Origin of the sequence: Streptomyces sp. NPDC052036 (assembly GCF_040680495.1) — a bacterium.
In the GTDB taxonomy this organism is placed as follows: Bacteria; Actinomycetota; Actinomycetes; order Streptomycetales; family Streptomycetaceae; genus Streptomyces.
On the sequence record NZ_JBFAWW010000023.1, the window covers coordinates 61,059 to 81,544 of the forward strand.

Sequence of the window (20,486 nt, forward strand, 5' to 3'; positions counted from 1 at the left end):
CGCACCGTCGTCCGACCGACCCTACGGAGTTGGAGCATCCATGCCCACGAAATTGTCGGCCGACGACCTGCGGGAGATCACCGCCCGGCTCGCCGAGGAGGCGGACCTCCTGCGCGAAGAGTTGTCGGCGACCGAGTCGAAGATGCCCAGCCTCCACGCCGACTGTGATCTCGACGCGGCCGACATGGGCGCCAAGGTGATCGCGGTGGAGGCCCTGCGCGCGGACGCGGATCGCGCCCGGAGCCTGTTGGACCGGGTCCTCGCCGCCTTGCCGAAGGTGGGAACCCCCGGCTACGGGCAGTGCGTGGTGTGCGGCGGCCGCATCAGCCGGGACCGACTGCTGGCGGTGCCGCACACGGAGGTGTGCATCGAGTGCGCCCTGGCGGGAGCCGGCACCTGAGCGACCATTCGGCCAGTCGGGTGAAGCGTTCCTCGACGTCCGCCGTGCCGGGTGCGAAGCGCTCTCCGGTGACGGATGTCAGAGCGCCCGGTACATGACATGGAGCCCGACCGTACCGTGGCGGGGGTGCTCGAAGGCGCCCGGAACGGTGCCCAGGACGGTGAAGCCGAGCGACATCCAGAGCTTGACCGCGGGATTGGTCTCGACCACCGCGTTGAAGACCATGCCGCAGTACCCCTGGGCCCTCGCCACGGCCAGGATGTGGTCGGCGAGAGCCCGGCCGATACCGCGTCCCGCGCAGTCCGGATCGACCATGAAGGCCGCGTTCGCGATGCGTGCCGCGGGGCCGCCGTAGTTCGGCGTGACATAGGCGGAGCCGACGATCGCACCGGCGTCGTCCTCGGCGACGTACACACGCTTGCCCGGCCCCATCCACAGGGCGCGGGCCGCGTCCTCGAGGGTGTCCGGGTCCCAGGTGTACGTCTCGGCGGCGGCGACGATCCGATGCCAGAAGGGCCAGATGCGCGGCCAGTCGTCGGCCGCGGCTTCTCTGATCAGCATGGGCGCGAGTCTGGCACGCCCATGCCGTCAGCGATCATGACGGTGCTGTGAGGTCAGTCGACACTTGGCAGGATGTGGGGCTCGGCGAGGTCCTCCTCGTACCCCGCCAGCCGGATGGGAGCGGACCTGGCCCACACCTCGAGGCTGCCGAGCTTCTGCTCCGTCCGGCGGCCCCCGCGCTCCCCGTGCTCCTTGGGGCGCTGATCGCGATTCGTCTTCTCCGGTGTCACCGCGCACTCCTTTTGTGTCGGGTAACCCTCAGGACGTACCGGTCCAGTCTGCCGCTGCACCCACGACGTCCGCTCGGGTCTGAGTCGAAAACAGGTCGGACGCGGTGGCGTCGGCAACTCGTACGAGAGCAGGCCGTGGTGACCGACTTGTCCCGGGACGGACCGTGGGTCGGGTGGACCCAAAGGCTGTCCGTACCGTCCAGGTTAACCAAATGAGCGGGCCCCCGCTCGATGGGGCTGAAACAACCAGGTAACCATCTTGGGTCGTCCGCCTCCCATCCGGTCAGATTATTAACCGTTTTGACATCAGGCATCCGTTTCGCGGTCACCCGTTCGGTACAGTTCTCGAACTGCTCACCGGCACGGCCGGTGCCCGCCCCGGCGCGTACGGTGCTCAGTTCAGATCCCGTTGGCTGAGTCGCAAGCTCGCCATGATCTGCTGACCGTCGGCAACGGCTTTTCTCGCGGGAGGACTGACGCATGGAGCTGCGCAGCGTCGAGGAGCTGATGGACCTGCTGCACGCCTGCCGAGGCGCGCGGCGCGCGGCGGACCGTGACAGCGAGCCGGTCGATGTGCACGAACACGCCCTGCAGACCGCCGCCCTGCTGCGCCGAAGTCGCCCCGCGGACAAGGAACTCCAGGTAGCCGGCTTGGTCCACGACATCGGGCTGCTGCTACGACCGGACGACAACAGCGGACACGCGGACCGGGCGGCCGACGCGGTACGGCCGCTGCTCGGTGAGCGGGTCTCCCGTCTCGTACGCCTGCACGCCGTCGCGGAGCGTTACCTGGCCGCGGTCTCTCCGGCACACGGTCCGTCCGCCAGGAGCGCGTCGCTCCCGGCCCGGCGGGGCGAACCGATGACGCCCCAGGAGGCGGCCGCGTTCGTCCGCGATCCGCTGGCCGACGACGCCCTCACCCTGCGTCAGGCGGACGAGGCGGCCAAGGTGCGGGGCCTGGACGCCGGGGTGCTGGAGGACTGGCGGACGGTGCTCGAACTGGTGGCGGCCGGGCATGCCCGGCTGGGGGCCGTGGACTGAGGCCACCGCGGCCGAGACGCACATCGGGGCATCACGCGCGACGTGCGACGCGCACTGTACAGCGCGTCACGTACGACGTGCTGTCGGTCGGAGCAATCGCCCGGGCGGCCGTCCCGCCGTGTCACACTCAGCGGGATGCGCCGCCGACACGCAACCGCTCCGGGCCGGGGACGGGTCATCGGCACGTGGCTGACCCGGCATGCCGGGTGGTGTCTGGCCGCCTCCCTGGCCCTTCATCTGCTGGCCGTCGTCGTCTCCCCTCCCACCCCCCTGGATCTGCGCGTCTACCGCGAGGCGTCCCCGCTGGTCCTCACCGGCGGCCTCTACGACTTCCAGCTGCACACCGCGCCGCCGATCCCCGTTCTGCCGTTCACCTATCCGCCGTTCGCGGCCCTGGCGTTCCTGCCGCTCGCACGACTGCCCTGGACGGTCGTGGTCGCCCTGTGGCAGGCGGCCTCCGTGGCGGCCCTGGCGGTGGTCGCCGGCTGCGCGGCCCGGTTGCTGTGCGCCGGCCGCGACCGGCCCGCTCGGTCCCGTGTCCTGCTCTGGACCGCCGCCGGCCTGTGGCTGGAACCGGTGCGCCACACCCTGGACCAGGGCCAGGTGAATCTGCTGCTGTGCGCGGTGGTCCTGGCGGCGTTCGCGGCGCCGCTCACGCCGGCGGCCCGGGGAGCGGCCCTCGGCCTCGCGGCCGCGGTCAAACTGACCCCGGCCTTCGGGGGGCTGTATCTGCTGGCGACCCGGCAGTGGCGGGCCGCGGCCTGGGCCTGGACCGCCGGTGTCGGGGCCACGGCCCTGGCCTGGCTGATCGCCCCCCGGGAGTCGGCACGTTACTGGTTCGGGCTGGTGACGGACACTCAGCGCATCGGCCCCGCCTGGTCGGTGCGCAACCAGTCCCTGCGCGGAGCGCTCGACCGGCTGCTCGGCCCCGACGCCCTCGCCTCCGTGGCCTGGTGGACGGGCCTGGTGCTGGTCACGGTGGTGGCGGCCGGTGCCCTGTGGAGCGCCGTGCGGCGCCATGACCTGCTGGGCGTCCTCGTCGCCACCGAGTTGTACGGGCTGCTGGTGTCCCCCATCTCCTGGAGCCATCACTGGGTCTGGTGTCTGCCGACGATGATGTGGCTGGCGCACGGACCGGGCCGGCGGCGGATGCTCCACCGGGTCACGCTGGCCGCCTGGGCCCTCGCCACGGTCGGCCGCCTCATCCCGCTGCTGATCCGTGCGGAGGACCGGCTGCCGCACCCGCGCCCGTATCCGGCGCTGCTGGCCTGGCCCGGCGCGGCCTATGCCGTCTGTGCGGTGCTGTCCTTGCTCGCCGTCGCCGCGAGCCGGGAAGAGGCTCCCGGGCGCATGCCCGCGCACCTCTCCCCCGCCCGGGTGTAGGGCAACCGTCAGTGCCGCTGTCCGGGCACGCCCCCGGGACGGCCCGTGGCGACCGTGGTCCCGGCCTCGTAGAAGTGGTCCCGGACGCGGCGCAGCCATGCCTCGGCCGGTGCCTCGTCGGGCTGTGCCGGCAGCACGGTGGGCGTCTCGTCGAAGGCGCTCTCGTAGAACCGCAGCACAGGCAGCGCGACCGACGGGTCCGCTGCCACCCGCTCGCCGAAGTCGCGGTACTCCTCCGGGTTCTCGACGCGTATCGTGAGCTGCCCGGTCGTGTACAGCTCCAGGCCCTGGTGGCACAGCCGCTTGAGGTGGCGGGCGTGTTTGGCGGTACGTGCGCGCTGGTCCGCCGGGAGGGAACCCCTGCTGCGGGCTTCGAGGCGCCTGAACTGCTGCGTCGCGTACCCGAGATAGGCGTCACGGACCCGCTTCGCGCACAGGAACGAGGTGCGGATGCCGATCAGCTCCTCGCCCAGCGGCGTGCGCACCTCGTACAGCTCGGCGGGCAGCCAGACCAGTTCCATGGCGGTCGGGTTGCCGCCGAGGGCGAGCCTGCACCACTTGGCGGCCTCGTGCAGGGTGCGGTCCGGGGCCGTGGTGACATGGGACTCCTTCGGCCGGTGCAGACCGTGCAACTGCTCGGTGGGCGCCGCGAACAGGCCCAGCCGGTCCACGTCGGAGCCCGCGTGGGCGAGCCCGTAGGCGGTCGAGCCGACGATGCCGGAGAGAAGGACATGGCGCACGGTCATGGCGGGACGCTAACCAGCGGCGCGGGGTCCCGGCCAACGGTTTTTCGTACGTCTGCTCAGGCGGCGTGCGCCCCGGAGTCCTCCGCCTCCGGGGCGCACGCCGTTCACGAGGGGAACGGCGTCGTTCGACCGCTCACGGGAACAACGCGATCCCGGCGGCGATCAACAGGATGATGCAGGCGACCAGCGCGACCGTGCCCCATGTTCCGCGGTGCTTCAACGGGGTCGGCGGCCGGCCGCCGCGTGGCCGGTCCTCCGGCAGGGTGCTGTCCGCCGGGCGGTCGGAACGGTAGAACTGCTCGTCGGTCACGTACCGGTTGCGGGGATCGCCGTGGGCACGCGGGTCGATCTCGTGTGGAATGGACATGCGAACTCCTAGCGGTCTCACCAGAGCGAGTTCCCGTCCGCCGCCGGCCTACGCGCCTGAGGCGGATCATCACCGCCTGCCGGGTCGCGACCCGGTCACCACTTGCCGGGCGCGTAGTCCTTCATGAAGACGCCGTACAGGTCCTCGCCCTGCTCGCCGCGCACAATCGGATCGTATACCCGGGCGGCGCCGTCCACGAGATCAAGCGGAGCGTGGAACCCGGCGTCCGCCAGCCGCACCTTGTCCGGGTGCGGGCGCTCGTCGGTGATCCAGCCGGTGTCGACCGCGGTCATCAGGATGCGGTCCTTTTCGAACATCTCCTGGGCGCTGGTGCGGGTGAGCATGTTGAGGGCGGCCTTGGCCATGTTGGTGTGCGGGTGCCCCGCGCCCTTGTACCCGCGGCTGAAGACGCCCTCCATCGCCGAGACGTTCACGACGTACGTGCGCCGGGCCGACGAGGCCGCCATCGCCGGGCGCAGGTGGCTGATGAGGATGAAGGGCGCCGTGGAGTTGGCGAGCTGGACCTCCAGCAGCTCGATCGGCGTGACCTCGTCGACGGTCTGCACCCAGCTGTTGGTGTCGTGGAGATCGGGGACGAGGCCGCCCGCGTCGATGGCCGTGCCGGCCGCGATCCGCTCCAGGGAGGCCGAGCCGGAGACCAGTGCCAGGTTGGTGACGTCCTGCGCGGTCAGGGCGCCGCCGCCGGCCACGGGCAGCGCGGTCACGGCGCCGGAGCCGAAGACGCCGATGACCTCGGCCGCCGGCAGTTCGCCCGCGGGCAGCGGTGCCGACTCGGCGGCGACCAGTTCGCTGTACGCCTGCGGGGAACGGCGCACGGTCTGGGCGGCGTTGTTGATCAGGATGTCGAGGGGGCCCTCGGCGGCCACCGAGTCGGCGAGCGCCACCACCTGGGCCGGGTCACGCAGATCGATCCCGACGATCTTCAGCCGGTGGATCCACTCGTCGCTGTCGGGCTGGGCCTTGAAGCGGCGGATCGCGTCGCTCGGGAAGCGGGTGGTGATGGTGGTGTGGGCACCGTCCCGCAGCAGCCGCAGCGCGATGTACATGCCGATCTTGGCGCGGCCGCCGGTGAGCAGGGCCCGCTTGCCCGTGAGGTCGGTGCGGGCGTCACGGCGGGCGCGGTTCTCGTCGGCGCAGTCCGGGCAGAGCTGGTGGTAGAAGTAGTCGACCTCGACATAGCGGCTCTTGCAGACGTAGCAGGAGCGCGGGCGCTGGAGTATCCCCGCGATCTGGCCGGCATCGGTGACCGAGGACGGCAGGACGCCCTCGGTCTCGTCGTCGATGCGCTGTGCGGAGCCGGTCGCCGTCGCCTCGGTGACCGCCTTGTCGTGAGCGGTTTTGGCGGCCCGGCGCTCCTGGCGGCGGCGCTGCTTGACCGTGCGGTAGATGTGCGAGGTGGCCCGGCGTACCTTGATCGCGTCGGGGTGGTCGACGTCGATGTCGTCGAGCTCCTCCAGGACGCTGAGGCAGACGGCCAGGCGCTCCGGATCGATGCCCGGTCCGTACGGCAGCTCGTCCGTGGCTGCCGAGCCGACGCCCGTCAGGCCGTCCTCTGTCACCGTCATCGCGCTGCCGTTCCTCGCTCACCCGCGCAGCGCTCCGACCGCGCTCGCCCTCGAACGCGGAATTTTACGGAGCGCCGGGCCCGGTCACCAAACCCGCGCTGATCACGACAACGGTTGGTGACCGGGCGACCGCACACGGCAGCGACGGCCGGCACGGGAGGGCCCGCTCAGGTGCCGCAGGCCTCCAGCAGCGCCTCCACCTCCTCCGCCATCGCGCGGGCCAGCAGCTCCAGGTCCGGGACCGCCCGGCCGTCGGCGACGAGCCCGTAGTGGACCCGCCCCCGGTACGTCGAGACCGCCACCGCCAGGGACTGTCCGCTGGCCAGCGGGGCGAGCGGATAGATCTCGGTGAGCGGGTTGCCGCCGAGCTTCAGACCGAGGCTGGGCAGCGGCACGCTGGTGACCAGGATGTCGAACCAGAGTCGTGCGGCCTGGCTGACCAGCGGTCCGCCCAGCCGGTGACCGAGTGCGGGCACATGGTCCGCGAGCAGGGCGACGGCTCCCGCGCCGCGGTTGGGCCCGGCGTCCTTGTTGCGGTCCATGGCGGTGCGCACCGTCCGCAGCCGCTCCAGCGGGTCCGGGTCGGCGACCGGGAGCCGTATCAGATAACCGGAGAGCCGGTTGCCCTGTGGGTGGGCGGTGCGGGCGCGCCGGTTGGAGACGGGGATCAGCGCACGGGGCTCGACGCCCTCGCTGCCGTCGCCGCGTTCGTCGAGCCAACGGCGCAGGGCTCCCGCCACGACCGCGATGAGTACGTCGTTGACCGTGCCGCCCGCCGACTTGCGCACCCGGTGTACATCGTCGAGGTCGAGGACGACCCCGGCGGTGCGCCGGGTGCCGCTGGGCTGCGACACCAGCGCGGAGGACGACCGCATGCCGAGGGTGGACCGGGCGACGGAGGCCCCGATGTCGAGGGCCCGGCCCACGTCGGCGAGGGTGCCGCGCAGCAGACCGGGGAGTTTGCGCACGTCGGGCAGGAGACCGCGGGCGGGTTCCGGGCGGCGCGGGCGGGGCTCCGGCAGGTCCGTCGGGTCCATGATGGCCGCGGCGAGCGTCAGGGCGCGCAGTCCGTCGGCGAGCGCGTGGTGGAACTTGAACAGGACGCCGAAGCTGGTGCCGGACTCCCCCGGCAGCACATGCGCCTCCCACGGCGGCCGGCCCCGCTCCAGCGGACGCTCCATGAGCCGGCCCGCGGCGGCGTGGAAGTCCGCGGTGGGCGCGTGCAGCCGCACATGGTCGAGCGGGTCGAAGTCGGGGGCGGGTTCGCGGGTCGCGCCACCGAGGGCGAGCGGGAAGCGCACGTCGGAGAGATGGCGCGGCAGACGCACGTCCGGCAGCCAGACGTCTCGGATCCTCATACGCAGCCCGGGCACCGCGGCGGCGCGCGCCGCGAGGAGGTCGGCGGCGTGCGCGCCCGCGGTGGGCGAGTGGCAGGAGAAGACGCCGAGGGCACCGAGGTGCATCGGGTGACGCGCGGACTCGATGTTCCAGAAGGCCAGGTCGAGTGGTGCGAGCAGGTCGTCGGAAGTCAATGGCTTGCCTCGCGTCGACGATGGATGAAGCAAGAAGTCAACCTCCGATTGATGATTACAGTCAAGTACGATCGGGCTACATACAGTTAACGTCGCATTAAGTCCCGCCTCTCCGGTGAGGGCGGGACTCAGCGGCACTCATGGGGCGTATGAGGTGATGTACGGGGTGGCGTACGGGGTCACGTCCGAGGTCACTTCAGCGACGGCGGCGCGGCGGCCGGTGCCGTGCCCCACCCGGACGGGCGCGCGCCGACCGTGAACGCCAGCGTGCCCAGACGGCGCACCATGTCGTTGGTCACGTACGTCCGGTCGTAGCCGACCCCGTCGAGGCTGACCCCCTGCACATAGCGGTCCCGTTCCGAGGTGCCCGGCGCGGTGATGGTCAGCCCGCCGCGCGGGTAGTACGCCGGGTCCAGGACCAGGTCGACCCGGTCGAAGACGGGCGTGCTCAGGCCCCAGGTGCCGTAGCCGGGCTGGACCGGGAAAAGTCCGATCGACGAGAACACGTTCCAGGCGGACATCGTGCCCAGATCGTCGTTGCCGGTCATGCCCGTCGGCCCGTCCGTGAAGAGGGTCAGCGCCGCGTGCACCACGTCCGTCGTCTTCCACGGCTGGCCGGTCGAGAGGTACGTGTACGGGGCGATGAGGTCGGGCTCGTTCTGCGGGTTGTACTTGTCCGCGTTGTAGTACGCGTACGGGCCGTTCACCCAGACGTTCCGCGCGGTCCCCGCCGGGTCCTTCAGCAGCCGGTCGTAGGCGAAGAAGGCGTCGAGGCGGTTGTTGGCCGCCTTCTCGCCGCCGAGAAGGCCGATCAGACCGCGCAGGTCCTGCGGCACGAGCCACTGGTACTGCCAGGCGGTGCCCTCGTGGAAACCCTCGCCGCGGGCGGGGTCGGCCTGCCCGGTGAAGGCACCGGAGGCGTCCCGGGCGCGGAAGAAGCCGGTCGAGGCGTCGAAGATGTTGCGGTAGTCGCGGGACCGGGCCGCGTAGCGTGCCGCGTCCGCGTGGTGGCCGAGGTCGCGGGCCATCTGGGCGAGCATCGCGTCGGACAGCGCGTACTCCAGCGTCACGGAGGCGCCGTGGTGGTAGTCGGAGTCGCCCGGCTTGGCATACGGGCGGCCCTTGACGTACGGCGCGAAGCCGTGCGCGATGTACTCGCGGTTCGCCTCCCGGCCCACGTACATGGTGTCGGCGGGCGGCACGCCGTCGGCGTTCTTCCTGAGCGCACGGTAGGCCCGCTCCTCGTAGCCCCTGAGCAGCCCCTGCTGATAGGCGTTGGTGAGGAACGGGGTGACCGGGTCACCGCTCATGATGTTCGTCTCGACCGTGGCGTAGCCCCACTTGGGCAGCCAGCCGCCCTCCTCGTCGATCTTGAGCACGGAGATCGCCATGTCCCGCGCCTCGCGCGGCGCGAGCAGACCGAGCAGCTGGGTCTGGGTGCGGTAGGTGTCCCACAGCGACCAGTTCTGGTAGTACGTGAACCCTCTCGCCCGGTGGATCTTCTGGTCCCAGCCCGTGTAGCGGCCGTCGGCGTCACTGCCGATGTTCGGCGCCAGGAAGGACCGGTACAGGGACGAGTAGAACGTGGTGTGCAGGGTGTCGCCGCCGCCCTGGACCCGGACGGCGTCCAGGCGGTCCTCCCAGGCCTGCCGGGCGTCCTCCCTGATGTCGTCGAACGAACGCCCTTGCGTGGTAGTGAGGTTGACGGCGGCACCGTGTGCGTCGACGTACGACAGAGCTGTGGCGGCCTCGACGGTGCGGTCCCCCCTCGTGTCGAAGGTGACGTACGCGCCGTTGCGCCCCGGGCCCGACGACTTCGTCGCGCCCGGCGTGATCGAGTCCTGGTACCACGTTCCGTGCGCGGTGAACGGCCGGTTGAAGCGGGTGACCGTGTAGAGCGTGTACGGGCGGCTGGAACGGCAGAAGCCACTGCCCGTGATCTGGGTGCGCACCGTGCGGTCGTCGAGGATCTCGACCTTGGACGAAACGTTCTTGTGCAGCGCCTGGCCCGCGTTGAGGAGCACATTGGCCTTGCCGCCGGCCGGGAACGTGTACCGCTGCATCCCGGTGCGCGCGGTCGCCGTCAGCTCGGCCTCCACACCGCTGTCCAGCCGGACCCGGTAGTACCCGGGGCTCGCCTGCTCGTCGGCATGGCGGAACGTCGCCGCGTACTTGGCGTAGTCCGTCTCGGTCACGTCCCCCGTCGTCGGCAGAACGGGCAGGTCCCCTCCGATGGCGCAGCCGACACCGGAGAGGTGCACCAGGGAGAAGCCGCGGATCCGGTGCTGGGTGTAGTCGTAGCCGGTGCTGTGGCCCGTGTCCGGCGAGAGCTGCACCATGCCGAAGGGAACGGCGGCGCCCGGGAAGGTGTTGCCCTCGTTCTGTGTGCCGATGAAGGGGTTGACCAGGTCGGTGAGCCTGCCGCCGTTCGACTCGGCGGCATCGCCCGCCGACGGCGAGAACAGCGCCGAGACCACCGCCGCGCCTACGGCCAACACCCGCAGGCACCGGGTCCATCTCATCTCGGAACACCTCCGGAGGATCGACATCGTTGGTGCACATGGTGGTGGCGCGATGTCTGATTCCAGAGCAATGAGCTGATTTGACCTGCGGCGCGTCGCGGATCGACGGCGTCTCACGCGCCCCCGGCGGTGCCGAGGGCGGCGCCGTTCACAGCACGCGTTGTCCCTTGCCCAGGGCGATCACTCCGCCCTTCGAGACCGTGTACAGCTCCGTGTCCCGGTCCGGGTTGACGCCGATCGTCGCGCCCGGCGGGACCTCGACGTTCTTGTCCAGGACGGCTCCGCGTACGATCGCGCCCCGCCCGACGTGCACATTGTCGTGGAGGACCGACCCCTGGACGACGGCGCCGGGGTCCACCACGACCCCCGGCGAGAGCACCGAACGCGTCACCTGCCCCCGGATCAGGCAGCCGGCGCTGATGATGGACTCTCCGGCGATCCCGCCCGCGTTGAAGCGGGCCGGTGACAGCTGGCCGGAGTGGGTGTAGATGGGCCAGCTCCGGTTGTAGAGGTTGAAGGCGGGCCGCTCGGCGATCAGATCCATGTGCGCCTCGTAGTAGGCGTCCAGCGTGCCGACGTCCCGCCAGTAGCCCCGGTCGCGGTGGGTCTCGCCCGGTACGTGATTGGCGCTGAAGTCGTACAGCCCGGCCTCGCCCCGGTCGGTGAGCGCGGGCAGGATCGAACCGCCCATGTCGTGCACGGAGTCGGGGTCCTCGGCGTCCCGCTGGAGCGCCTCGATCAGCACCTTGGTGGTGAAGAGGTAGTTGCCCATCGAGGCGAACACACACTCGGGGTCGTCCGACAGGCCCGGCGGATCGGCGGGCTTCTCCAGGAAACGCTGCACGGTCTGGCCGTCGCGGCCCGGAGTGATCACCCCGAAGGAGGACGACTCGGCGCGCGGGACGCGTATCCCCGCGACGGTCACCCCCGCGCCGCTGTCGATGTGCTGGGTCAGCATCTGCCGCGGGTCCATGCGGTAGACGTGGTCGGCGCCGAACACCGCCACGTACTCGGGCCGTTCGTCGTAGATCAGGTTCAGGGACTGCAGGATCGCGTCCGCGCTGCCCAGGTACCAGCGCGGCCCGAGCCGCTGCTGGGCCGGCACCGGGGTGACGTAGTTGCCGAGCAGGCTGGACATCCGCCAGGTGGTGGTGATGTGCCGGTCCAGCGAGTGCGATTTGTACTGCGTGAGCACGCAGATGCGCAGGATGTCGGCGTTGACGAGGTTGGACAGGACGAAGTCGACGAGGCGGTAGGTTCCGCCGAAGGTCACGGCCGGTTTCGCGCGGTCGGCGGTCAGCGGCATCAGCCGCTTCCCCTCGCCACCGGCCAGTACGATTCCCAGCACCGAAGGTCCACCGCGCATGCCGCCGCCCCTCTACGCCCGGTTGTGCCGCTCTCCGCTCAATGACTACCCCTGTGCGAGGACTTTCTTGTACAGGTGGACCGTGCGGCGGGCGATCGTGGCCCAGCCGAACTCCCGCACCGCGCGCTGCCGTCCCGCCTCACCCATACGTTCCGCGGCCGCCGGGTCGGCGAGGACGGAGTCGAGGGCGTGTGCGAGGTGTTCCTCGAAGTCGCCGTCCAGGTCCACCAGGAGACCGGTGCGGCCATCGTCCACGACCTCCGGGATGCCGCCCGTGCGCGAGGCCACCACGGCCGTGCCGCACGCCATGGCCTCCAGGTTGACGATGCCGAGCGGCTCGTAGACCGACGGGCAGACGAACACGGCGGCGTGCGTCAGGAGTTGGATCACCTCCGGGCGAGGCAGCATCTTGGGGATCCAGTGGACGCCCTTGCGACTCCGGCTCAACTCCTTGTACAGATCGCGGAACTCGCGGTCCGTCTCGGGCGTGTCGGGGGCGCCCGCGCACAGCACGACCTGCGCCTCGGGGGTGATGTGCCGTACCGCGCGCAGCAGATGCGGCACACCCTTCTGGCGGGTGATGCGGCCGACGAACAGGACGTAGGGGCGGCTCGGGTCGATGCCGAGGCGGACGAGCACGTCCGTGCCGTGGTCCGGCCGGTAGAGCGAGGTGTCGATGCCGTTGTGCACGACATGCACCCGCGCCGCCTCGAGGGCCGGGTAGCAGCGCAGGATGTCCTCGCGCATGGCGCCGGAGACGGCGATCACCGCGTCGGCGGCCTCGATCGCGGTGCGCTCCGCCCAGCTGGAGAGGGCGTATCCGCCGCCGAGCTGCTCGGCCTTCCACGGGCGCAGCGGCTCCAGCGAATGGGCGGTCAGCACGTGCGGGACGCCGTACAGCAGCTTGCCGAGATGGCCCGCGAGATTGGCGTACCAGGTGTGCGAGTGGACCAGTTCGCGGTCCTGGAGGGCGGCGGCCATGGACAGGTCCACGGAGAAGGTGCGCAGTGCGTCGTTGGCGGTGTCGAGCGCGGACCACGAACGATGGCGTACGACACCGTCCGCGCCGCCCTCACCCCAGCAGTGCACGTCCAGGTCCGTCAGCGAGCGCAACTCCCGGGCGAGGAACTCGACATGGACGCCCGCACCGCCGTAGACATCCGGCGGGTACTCCCGGGTCAGCAGTCCCACACGCACCGGGAACCCCCTGTCTCAGCGGCTGGTTCCCACATGGTCACCCAGATACGACGGTTGCGGAAGACCACGTGTGGTCACCGGCGGCCCGGCGGGCGATCGAAGCAGCAGTCGCCGCACAGGCCGCCGCCGGGCAGCCGGTAGTACAGACAGCAGGTGCGGCGGCGGCCGGTGGCGGGGTCGATCGTGCGGGCCAGGTCGGGGTGCGTGAACAGCCCGGCGGCCAGGGTGCGGGCGCGCTCCGCCGCATCCGGGCGGCCGGCCGTACGCGCCCAGCGGTCGATCATGCGGACGCTGCTCGCGAGCGCGGCGCCCGCGTTGCCCCACAGCAGGCGCGCGGAAACTCCGTGACGGCTGCTCAGTACGGTGGCGAGCGGCACGAGATGCCTCTCCCGCACGACCGTGTCGAGCGATGCGACGGGCAGCCCCCGGACCTCGCCGAGCCACAGGTCATCGGGTGCGCTGCCGTCCGGGTCCCAGCGCAGCAGCCGCGGATCGAGGTCCGGTACCCGCCCGTACAGGGCCGCGGCACCGAGGGCGACGGACCACAGCCGGGCCGCGAGGCCCTGGTGGGCGAGGGAGGCGGCGACCCGGTCCTCCGGGGCGCCGAGCGTGCGGGCGACCTTGCGGACGCGGAAGGCCAGCGGATCCGTGTACGCGTCCGAGGGAGCGGCCGGCCTCCCGTGCGCGTACGCCTGTTCGAGGTTGGGCAGCCCGGTCAGGGGCGGCACCGCGGTGTGCAGGACGAAGAAGCCGCCGAGGGGGCGCAGCGCGGCGAGTTCGGGGTCGAGGTCGAGGTCCACGAAGGCCAGTAGTACCAAGGTTCCGGTCAGGCTCCCACCAGGGGGACGCATGCGGCGTCACCCCTCCTGGGGAGGAGGACGATACGGCCGTACTCCGTCGGCAGTATGACCCAATGCGTGCTCAGGGACGACGACAAGAGAGCTCCCGGGCGGCATCGTGTGGGCAATGCAAGCCGACCGTTCGTCGCTCCGGGCCCCCCGCCCCGGTCCCGCGCGAAGGAGCCGCCGATGAGCGCCCTCGCGTTGTCCGTGCTGCTCTCGCTCGTCTCCGCCGTCGCCTACGCGGGCGGGGCGATCGTGCAGGAGCAGGTCGCCGTCTCCACCCCCGACCGGTCGTACGCGCCGCTGCGCCGGCCGGCCTGGTGGGCGGCCGTGGTGCTGAACGGCCTGGGCGGGCTGCTGCACGTGGTGGCGCTCGCCTACGGTCCTCTGAGCCTGGTTCAGCCGCTGGGCGCGCTGACCATCGTGTTCGCCCTGCCGATGGCCGCCCTGTTCGTGAGCCGCAGGGCAGGGGCGACCGCCTGGAGGGGCGCCGTCATGGCGACGGTGGGCCTCGCGGGCCTGCTCTCTCTGATCGGCGCCACCGACACCCGGTCACTGAGCGACCCTCAGCGCGTGACGGCCGCGCTCGTGACGGCCGGCGGGATCGTGGCGCTGATGGTCGCGGCCCGGGCGACGCACCGGCATCCGGCGGTCCGCAGTGTGCTGCTGGCGGTGGCGTCCGGTGTCGCGTTCGGCATGTCCTCCGTGTTCACGAAGACCGTCGCGGTGGACTGGACCGGCGGCGTCGAGCTCACGGACCTGCCGAGCCTCGCGGTGATAGGCGTCCTCGCCACCGTCGGCATGCTGTTGTCACAGGCGTCCTACCGGGGCGCGGGCCTCGCGGCGCCGTTGTCCACGCTGACGGTCGTGAACCCGGTGGTGGCGGCCGCGGCGGGCATCACCCTGTTCGGGGAGACCTTCCGCCATGGCACGGCGGGCACCGCGGGGGCGCTCGGCTGTGCTGTCGTCGCCGCGGGCGGTCTGGTGCTGCTGACCTCGGAGCGGATCGGCGCGGGGGAACGGGACCGGGTGCCGGCGCCGGTCCGGCAGGTCCGGCAGGATGCGTCCGCAAGCGAGGAGCGGGCAGCTCACGGTGAGCCGTCGTCGGGGCCTTTCGGCTCTGTCCACGGCGGCGAGCAGTCGGGCCCGTTCGGCTCCGTCCGCAGTGGGCCGCTCCTGCGCGTTCCGGGCCCGGCCCGGGGGCGGGACCGGTACCGGGAGCGAGACCGGAACCGAGACGGGGACCGAGACCGGGTCAGATCCTGAGGCCGCCCTCGCGGAGATAGGCGACCGGGTCGATGTCACTGCCGAACTCGGGCCCCGTCCGCACCTCGAAGTGCAGATGCGGGCCCGTGCTGTTCCCGGTGGAGCCGGAGCGGCCGATCCGCTGACCGGCCGCCACGCTCTGGCCGTCCTTCACGGAGATCGCCGACAGATGGGCGTACTGCGTGTAGCGGCCGTCGGCGTGCCGGATGACCACCTGGTAGCCGAAGGAGCCGCCCCAGCCCGCGCTGACCACGTCCCCGGCCGCCACCGCCTTCACGGAGGTTCCGGTGGGCACGGGGAAGTCGACGCCGGTGTGGTAGCCCTTCGACCAGGAGGAACCCGCCGCGTGATAGGGCGTGCCGGTCGCGGCGTTCACGGGGGCGACCAGCGTGTGGGTGGTGGCCGCCCGGCTGGACGTTGCCTCCCCCGTCGACGACTTGCGGGACGAGTGGCTGGGCTGCTGATGCGACGACTCGTGAGCCGGCTTGTGGGTGCGGGTGGAGGGCGCCTCGGGGTGCGCGACGGCCTTGGCCCGCAGGTCCAGCCGCTGGCCGGGCAGGATCAGGTCCGGGTCCGGGCCGACGGTGGTGCGGTTGGCCTGGTACAGACGCTGCCAACCGCCCTGCACGCGCCGGGAGTCGGCGATGCCGGAGAGGGTGTCGCCGTGCACCACCGTGTACATCTCCGTGGTGCCCGCCTGCGACTGCGGTGTCGTCTGCGGCTTCACATCGCGGACGGAGCGCTTGGTGGTCTGCGTCGTGGCCTGCGGGGTGTCGCGGTCGGCGCCGGTGGAGGTCCCCCCGCTCGCATGACGGGACGCGTGGTCGGCGGTGAGTCCGGCGTGCCCGGAGCAGACCGGCCAGGCGCCGGGACCCTGGCCGGCGAGGACCTTCTCGGCCACGGCGATCTGCTGGTCCCGGGTGGCGAGATCCGCCCGCCGGGCGTAGGCCGTGCCCCCGTAGGCCTCCCAGGTGGACCGGGTGAACTGAAGCCCGCCGTAATAGCCGTTGCCGGTGTTGATGCTCCAGTCGCCGCTCGACTCGCAGGCGGCCACCTTGGTCCAGGTGTCCACGTCGGCCGCGTGTGCCGCTCCGGCACCGATGAGCGGGATCGCCATGCCGGCGCTGCCCGCCGTGACGGTGAGCGACGCTCGGTTGATTCTCGTCGGCTGATACCGGCGGTGCCGACCGCGTACGGCCATGGTGAGCCCCCTCGGCATGCGTCAGGAGGGCCAAAAGTATGGGCCCCGAACCGGCCAGGGCAAGACGGCAATCAGCCGCGTCCTGGTGTCAACCGGCCAAGAAACGCCGCCGGTTGAGGGAGCGGACGGAGACAGCGGGGACGGAAGACACAGTGGGAAGGGTGGGGAGTCCGTCCGACACGTCCGGATGTGCGGGGGCCGTAGCGGCACGTCAGGATGGTCACCGGGCAATACTGACGTGCACGACCGGCACCACCCATCGAGGACGTCTTCAGGACCGAACCGGCACCGACGATTCCAGTACCTCTAGGAGCCAACCGTTATGAACGCTTCCGCCCAGATCGGCGTCACGGGCCTCGCGGTCATGGGCCGCAACCTCGCCCGGAACTTCGCGCGCAACGGCTATACGGTCGCCCTGCACAACCGGACCCCCGCGCGGACCCATGATCTCGTCAAGGAATTCGGACACGAGGGAGACTTCGCGCCGGCCGAGGCCCCGGAGGACTTCGTCGCGGCGCTGGAGCGGCCGCGCCGTCTGATGATCATGGTGAAGGCGGGTACGCCGACCGACGCGGTGATCGAGGAGTTCGCCCCGCTCCTGGAGCCCGGCGACATGATCATCGACGGGGGCAACGCCCACTTCGCGGACACCCGCCGCCGGGAGAAGGAGCTGCGCGAGCGGGGCATCCACTTCGTGGGCACCGGCATCTCCGGCGGCGAGGAGGGGGCCCTGCACGGACCGAGCATCATGCCGGGCGGTTCGACCGAGTCGTACACCTCTCTCGGCCCGATGCTGGAGAAGATCGCCGCGAAGGCGAAGGACGGCACTCCGTGCGTGACCCATATCGGCCCGGACGGTGCCGGCCACTTCGTGAAGATGGTCCACAACGGCATCGAGTACGCCGACATGCAGCTCATCGGTGAGGCGTACCAGCTGCTGCGCGATGTCGCGGGCTACTCGCCCGCGGAGATCGCGGACATCTTCCGCACCTGGAACACCGGCCGCCTGGACTCGTATCTGATCGAGATCACGGCGGAGGTGCTCTCCCACGTCGACGCGGCGACGGGCAAACCGTTCGTGGACGTGGTCCAGGACCAGGCGGAGCAGAAGGGCACCGGACGCTGGACGGTCCAGATCGCGCTGGACCTCGGTGTGCCGGTCTCGGGCATCGCGGAGGCGGTGTTCGCCCGCTCGTTGTCCGGGCACTCGGCGCTGCGGGAGGCCTCGCGCCATCTGGCCGGTCCCAAGCCCGCGCCGCTGAGCAGGGCGGAGGCCGGGGCCTTCGCGGACCGCGTGGAGCAGGCGCTGTACGCCTCGAAGATCGTGTCGTACACGCAGGGCTTCCACGAGATCGCGACGGGCAGCGAGGAGTACGACTGGGACATCGACCTCGGGGAGGTGGCCTCCATCTGGCGCGCGGGCTGCATCATCCGCGCAGCGTTCCTGGACCGCATCCGGGCCGCCTACGACGCCCGTCCCGACCTGCCCAGTCTGCTGTCGGACGAGACCTTCGCCCAGGAGATCGCCGCGGCGCAGGACGACTGGCGCGAGGTCCTGGTCGCCGCGACCCGCCAGGGCGTGGCGACACCCGGCTTCTCGGCCGCTCTGGCCTACTACGACGCCCTGCGCGCCGAGCGGCTGCCCGCCGCGCTCACCCAGGGACAGCGGGACTTCTTCGGGGCGCACACCTACCGGCGGACGGACCGCCCGGGCTCGTTCCACACACTGTGGGGCGGAGACCGGTCGGAGGTCGAGGCATAGCGGTCCGTCGCCGCGTCGTGCTCTGACGCGGGCCGTCGGGTTCGCCGTTCCGAGGGTCTGCCTCACTTCAGAGGCGGCCCCGGTTCGGGCCGGGGAACGGGGTCCGGACCCGGCGGTTCGGGGATCGGCGAGGGCGGCGGCTCCGGAGTGGGACGGGGCCCCGGTTCGGGCACGGGCTCCGGTCCGGGCTGCGGACGGTCGGGGCCGGGTCCGGGGGGCGCGGGCCCGGGGCCGGGCGGCGTCGGACCGGGTGCCGGGGGCGTGGGGGACGGCGGCGTGGGGGACGGTCCCGGTGGCACGGGTTCGGGACCAGGGGGCACGGGTTCGGGGGTCGGCTCCGGTCCCGGGGTCGGTCCCGGTCCCGGGGGCGGTCCCGGCTGTGCGGGATCAGGGAGCGGATGCGTCATCGCGTCCTCCAGCCAGTTGATGCCTCGGCTCTGGACTCGCCCTCCGGGTACCCGGCCGCCCCACGCACACTCACACCGCGGGCGCGGCGCCCTCGCATCCCGCGCACCCACGCGGTCGGCCGTGGCGCGCTCGTATCCCGCCGTGCTCAGGCGGTGGGCCGCCGCTGCCCGCCGGGCCGTGCGGCTGCGTGTGTCACTGCTGCGGCCGCCGCCGCGAGGCCCGGGCCGGGGCTCGCGAGGACCGGCACGTCGGTCCTCGCCATAAGCCGGGCGGGCGCCATGGACGCCTGGGCGAGGACGATGGCGTCGGCGTCCGTGACCGCCTCGACGGCGAGCGCGACCGCGCGGACGTAGCCGCTCGAGTCCCCCGCCTCGAAGCGCTCCCAGGCACCCTCGACGACCACGCTGCGCACCCGCACGGGGCGGCCCCCGGCCTCGTCGCGGATCAGGGCGACCGTCGGCTCCAGGGTGCTCGCCAGCGCGGCGAGCACCACGATGCGGGTGCCCGCCGCCACCGCGGCGGCCGCCATCGGCCGGTCCACGCGCAGCACCGGCACGCCGACGTCCGCACGCTCGGCGACCCCGCCGATGGTCGAGCAGGTGCAGAGCACGGCGCGGGCGCCCGCCGCGACGGCTCGGCCGAGAAGTTCCCGAACGCCGTCGGCTACCGCCTCGGGACCGTGCACGCGGGCACTGTCCAGCAGTTCCCCGGCCACGAGGTGCGTCAACTCCATTCCCGGGTGGGACGCGTCACGCAGCGCCTCGAATACGGGGATGTGGACCGGCGAGGTGTGCAGCAGGGCGAGCGGGCCGGCGTACGGGGGCATCGGGATCGGCTCCAGTGGTCGGACCGTTCAGACCGTGACGGCGTGCGGGCTGCGCTCCTGGTCCGAGCCCGGCACCGGCGCGGACGGGTCGGCGCCCAGTTCCACGATCCGGTTGTCGGCGTCCACGTGCACGACCCGCGGCCGCAGGGCCCGCGCCTCGGCGTCGGTGACCTGGGCGTAGCTGATGATGATCACGAGGTCGCCGGGCTGGACCAGATGGGCCGCGGCCCCGTTGATCCCGATGACACCGGAACCACGCTCGCCCTCGATGACGTACGTCTCCAGACGGGCACCGTTGGTGACGTCCACGATGTGGACCAGCTCACCGGGCAGCAGGTCGGCGGCGTCGAGGAGATCGGCGTCGATGGTCACGGATCCGACGTAGTGCAGGTCGGCCTGGGTCACCGTGGCACGGTGGATCTTGGACTTGATCAAAGTTCGCAGCACTTTGGACTCCTAGAAGACGGCTCCCTGCCAGCTTTCTGCAGGTCAAGGGCGGTCTTCACTCTACACTGACACGCATCGGACTCGAAGATCGTGAACAACATCGGTCCACTATGAGAAGAAGGCTCCCTGCCTGCGCTTCCGTGCGAGCCAGGCTGTAGTGACGCCGCCGATCAGACGTCTGCCAGGAAGACCCTCTGGGGACTGATGCTGATCAGACGCCGACTTACTTGACGATACGTCAGTTATGCGAAGTCGGGCGTGACGGTCAGGACGCCGATGACCGCCGTGACCCCGCGTATCGCAGGCACGAGCAGGGAAAACACCAGGCCGGACGGGCCGAAAGTCGCCTCGCCGAGGATGAGCGACGCCACCAGCGTGACGGCGTGGGACTCGAATCCTCAGACGGCGTCGTAGAGTCACGCGACGAGACGGGCGAAGAGTTCGGCCTGGAGCGCTTCACCGACTGCATCGTCCGGTCGACCGCAGCAGGGTAGAGCGCCCCAGAAGTGCTGCGCCTGCTCATCCATGCCAACCTCGAGGGAGGGCGCAGCCGTGGCGCCGGCACTGCGGGGACGCAGACGCTGACGTCGGTGGATGCCGAGCGTAGCTCAGTCTCCGGGAAGCGGCGCGGGTACGGTGCCCCGCATCTCCCCCCCCGGACGCCATGGCGGCCGGCTACGAGACGGTGTATCTGCGGCTGGCCACCACAGAACTCAAGCCTTCGGCAGCATCCACCGATAAACAGGGTGCCGTTGCGGCCAAGGGGCTGCAGTCCGTCGCCGGGGGCCCCTCCGCAAGCGCGG

Annotated in this window: 19 protein-coding genes; 5 read left to right on the top strand and 14 right to left on the bottom strand. The window is 71.5% G+C overall.

Features of this window, described 5'->3' with window-relative positions; genetic code table 11:
• Nucleotides 1–40 precede the first annotated feature (40 nt).
• A complete protein-coding gene (locus tag AB0L95_RS27740) occupies nt 41–400 on the top strand; it encodes a TraR/DksA family transcriptional regulator (RefSeq protein ID WP_365165818.1) in 360 nt (119 codons plus the stop codon).
• Nucleotides 401–478: 78 nt separating this feature from the next.
• Here the strand turns inward: AB0L95_RS27740 and AB0L95_RS27745 are convergent, their stop codons facing one another.
• Nucleotides 479–961: a GNAT family N-acetyltransferase gene (locus AB0L95_RS27745; RefSeq protein ID WP_365165819.1), complete on the bottom strand. Its 483-nt coding sequence runs from the start codon at nt 959–961 to the stop codon at nt 479–481.
• A 53-nt stretch (nt 962–1,014) separates the two neighbouring features.
• Nucleotides 1,015–1,191 carry a hypothetical protein gene (locus tag AB0L95_RS27750; RefSeq protein ID WP_365165822.1) on the bottom strand — a complete coding sequence of 59 codons (177 nt, stop codon included), beginning with the start codon at nt 1,189–1,191 and terminating at the stop codon, nt 1,015–1,017.
• Nucleotides 1,192–1,671: 480 nt separating this feature from the next.
• Here AB0L95_RS27750 and AB0L95_RS27755 point away from each other — a divergent pair, with 480 nt between their 5' ends.
• Nucleotides 1,672–2,232, top strand: a complete 561-nt coding sequence (locus AB0L95_RS27755; RefSeq protein ID WP_365165824.1) for an HD domain-containing protein — start codon at nt 1,672–1,674, stop codon at nt 2,230–2,232.
• Nucleotides 2,233–2,367: 135 nt separating this feature from the next.
• On the top strand, nt 2,368–3,615 hold the full coding sequence (locus AB0L95_RS27760) for a glycosyltransferase 87 family protein (protein ID WP_365165826.1): 1,248 nt from the start codon (nt 2,368–2,370) through the stop codon (nt 3,613–3,615).
• Nucleotides 3,616–3,623: 8 nt separating this feature from the next.
• On the opposite strand, the gene AB0L95_RS27765 is transcribed toward AB0L95_RS27760, so the two are convergent.
• The 8 genes from AB0L95_RS27765 to AB0L95_RS27800 form a co-directional block, all read right to left on the bottom strand.
• A complete protein-coding gene (locus AB0L95_RS27765) occupies nt 3,624–4,361 on the bottom strand; it encodes a nucleotidyltransferase domain-containing protein (RefSeq protein ID WP_365165828.1) in 738 nt (245 codons plus the stop codon).
• Nucleotides 4,362–4,494: 133 nt separating this feature from the next.
• The gene (locus tag AB0L95_RS27770) at nt 4,495–4,728 is read right to left on the bottom strand and encodes a hypothetical protein (protein WP_365165830.1); all 234 of its coding nucleotides are present in this window, start codon (nt 4,726–4,728) and stop codon (nt 4,495–4,497) included.
• Nucleotides 4,729–4,823: 95 nt separating this feature from the next.
• Nucleotides 4,824–6,314 carry an SDR family NAD(P)-dependent oxidoreductase gene (locus tag AB0L95_RS27775; RefSeq protein ID WP_365165832.1) on the bottom strand — a complete coding sequence of 497 codons (1,491 nt, stop codon included), beginning with the start codon at nt 6,312–6,314 and terminating at the stop codon, nt 4,824–4,826.
• Between the two features lie 167 nt (nt 6,315–6,481).
• The gene (locus AB0L95_RS27780) at nt 6,482–7,846 is read right to left on the bottom strand and encodes a wax ester/triacylglycerol synthase family O-acyltransferase (protein ID WP_365165834.1); all 1,365 of its coding nucleotides are present in this window, start codon (nt 7,844–7,846) and stop codon (nt 6,482–6,484) included.
• 191 nt (nt 7,847–8,037) lie between these two features.
• Nucleotides 8,038–10,368: a GH92 family glycosyl hydrolase gene (locus AB0L95_RS27785; protein WP_365165836.1), complete on the bottom strand. Its 2,331-nt coding sequence runs from the start codon at nt 10,366–10,368 to the stop codon at nt 8,038–8,040.
• A 148-nt stretch (nt 10,369–10,516) separates the two neighbouring features.
• Nucleotides 10,517–11,734: a glucose-1-phosphate adenylyltransferase gene (gene glgC, locus AB0L95_RS27790; protein WP_365165839.1), complete on the bottom strand. Its 1,218-nt coding sequence runs from the start codon at nt 11,732–11,734 to the stop codon at nt 10,517–10,519.
• A gap of 45 nt (nt 11,735–11,779) precedes the next feature.
• Nucleotides 11,780–12,931: a glycogen synthase gene (gene glgA, locus AB0L95_RS27795; protein WP_365165841.1), complete on the bottom strand. Its 1,152-nt coding sequence runs from the start codon at nt 12,929–12,931 to the stop codon at nt 11,780–11,782.
• A gap of 74 nt (nt 12,932–13,005) precedes the next feature.
• Nucleotides 13,006–13,782, bottom strand: coding sequence for a (2Fe-2S)-binding protein (locus tag AB0L95_RS27800; protein WP_365165843.1), 777 nt, complete (start codon nt 13,780–13,782; stop codon nt 13,006–13,008).
• A 177-nt stretch (nt 13,783–13,959) separates the two neighbouring features.
• Between AB0L95_RS27800 and AB0L95_RS27805 the strand changes: the two genes are divergently transcribed.
• Nucleotides 13,960–15,039 carry a DMT family transporter gene (locus AB0L95_RS27805; protein WP_365165845.1) on the top strand — a complete coding sequence of 360 codons (1,080 nt, stop codon included), beginning with the start codon at nt 13,960–13,962 and terminating at the stop codon, nt 15,037–15,039.
• Here AB0L95_RS27805 and AB0L95_RS27810 read toward each other — a convergent pair.
• Complete coding sequence (locus tag AB0L95_RS27810; RefSeq protein ID WP_365165848.1) at nt 15,029–16,240, bottom strand: transglycosylase family protein; 1,212 nt, start codon at nt 16,238–16,240, stop codon at nt 15,029–15,031. The genes AB0L95_RS27805 and AB0L95_RS27810 overlap by 11 nt on opposite strands.
• 322 nt (nt 16,241–16,562) lie before the next feature.
• On the opposite strand from AB0L95_RS27810, the gene gndA reads away from it, so the two are divergent.
• Complete coding sequence (gene gndA / locus AB0L95_RS27815; protein WP_365165850.1) at nt 16,563–18,002, top strand: NADP-dependent phosphogluconate dehydrogenase; 1,440 nt, start codon at nt 16,563–16,565, stop codon at nt 18,000–18,002.
• Nucleotides 18,003–18,555: 553 nt separating this feature from the next.
• Here gndA and AB0L95_RS27820 read toward each other — a convergent pair.
• The 3 genes from AB0L95_RS27820 to AB0L95_RS27830 all read right to left on the bottom strand — a co-directional run bounded on the left by AB0L95_RS27820 (nt 18,556) and on the right by AB0L95_RS27830 (nt 20,054).
• Nucleotides 18,556–19,236: an aspartate/glutamate racemase family protein gene (locus AB0L95_RS27820; protein ID WP_365165852.1), complete on the bottom strand. Its 681-nt coding sequence runs from the start codon at nt 19,234–19,236 to the stop codon at nt 18,556–18,558.
• A gap of 27 nt (nt 19,237–19,263) precedes the next feature.
• The gene (gene panD, locus AB0L95_RS27825; protein ID WP_365165854.1) at nt 19,264–19,683 is read right to left on the bottom strand and encodes an aspartate 1-decarboxylase; all 420 of its coding nucleotides are present in this window, start codon (nt 19,681–19,683) and stop codon (nt 19,264–19,266) included.
• Nucleotides 19,684–19,925: 242 nt separating this feature from the next.
• Nucleotides 19,926–20,054 (bottom strand): hypothetical protein, encoded by a 129-nt coding sequence (locus tag AB0L95_RS27830; RefSeq protein ID WP_365165856.1) that lies wholly within the window; start codon nt 20,052–20,054, stop codon nt 19,926–19,928.
• Nucleotides 20,055–20,486 lie beyond the last annotated feature (432 nt).

Bases quoted from the DNA above. Each gene is read 5' to 3' on its own strand.
- AB0L95_RS27740 (WP_365165818.1), top strand. From the start codon at position 41: ATGCCCACGAAATTGTCGGCCGACGACCTGCGGGAGATCACCGCCCGG.
- AB0L95_RS27745 (WP_365165819.1), bottom strand. From the start codon at position 961: ATGCTGATCAGAGAAGCCGCGGCCGACGACTGGCCGCGCATCTGGCCC.
- AB0L95_RS27755 (WP_365165824.1), top strand. From the start codon at position 1,672: ATGGAGCTGCGCAGCGTCGAGGAGCTGATGGACCTGCTGCACGCCTGC.
- AB0L95_RS27760 (WP_365165826.1), top strand. From the start codon at position 2,368: ATGCGCCGCCGACACGCAACCGCTCCGGGCCGGGGACGGGTCATCGGC.
- AB0L95_RS27765 (WP_365165828.1), bottom strand. From the start codon at position 4,361: ATGACCGTGCGCCATGTCCTTCTCTCCGGCATCGTCGGCTCGACCGCC.
- AB0L95_RS27770 (WP_365165830.1), bottom strand. From the start codon at position 4,728: ATGTCCATTCCACACGAGATCGACCCGCGTGCCCACGGCGATCCCCGC.
- AB0L95_RS27775 (WP_365165832.1), bottom strand. From the start codon at position 6,314: ATGACGGTGACAGAGGACGGCCTGACGGGCGTCGGCTCGGCAGCCACG.
- AB0L95_RS27785 (WP_365165836.1), bottom strand. From the start codon at position 10,368: ATGAGATGGACCCGGTGCCTGCGGGTGTTGGCCGTAGGCGCGGCGGTG.
- glgC (WP_365165839.1), bottom strand. From the start codon at position 11,734: ATGCGCGGTGGACCTTCGGTGCTGGGAATCGTACTGGCCGGTGGCGAG.
- AB0L95_RS27800 (WP_365165843.1), bottom strand. From the start codon at position 13,782: ATGCGTCCCCCTGGTGGGAGCCTGACCGGAACCTTGGTACTACTGGCC.
- AB0L95_RS27805 (WP_365165845.1), top strand. From the start codon at position 13,960: ATGAGCGCCCTCGCGTTGTCCGTGCTGCTCTCGCTCGTCTCCGCCGTC.
- AB0L95_RS27810 (WP_365165848.1), bottom strand. From the start codon at position 16,240: ATGGCCGTACGCGGTCGGCACCGCCGGTATCAGCCGACGAGAATCAAC.
- gndA (WP_365165850.1), top strand. From the start codon at position 16,563: ATGAACGCTTCCGCCCAGATCGGCGTCACGGGCCTCGCGGTCATGGGC.
- AB0L95_RS27820 (WP_365165852.1), bottom strand. From the start codon at position 19,236: ATGCCCCCGTACGCCGGCCCGCTCGCCCTGCTGCACACCTCGCCGGTC.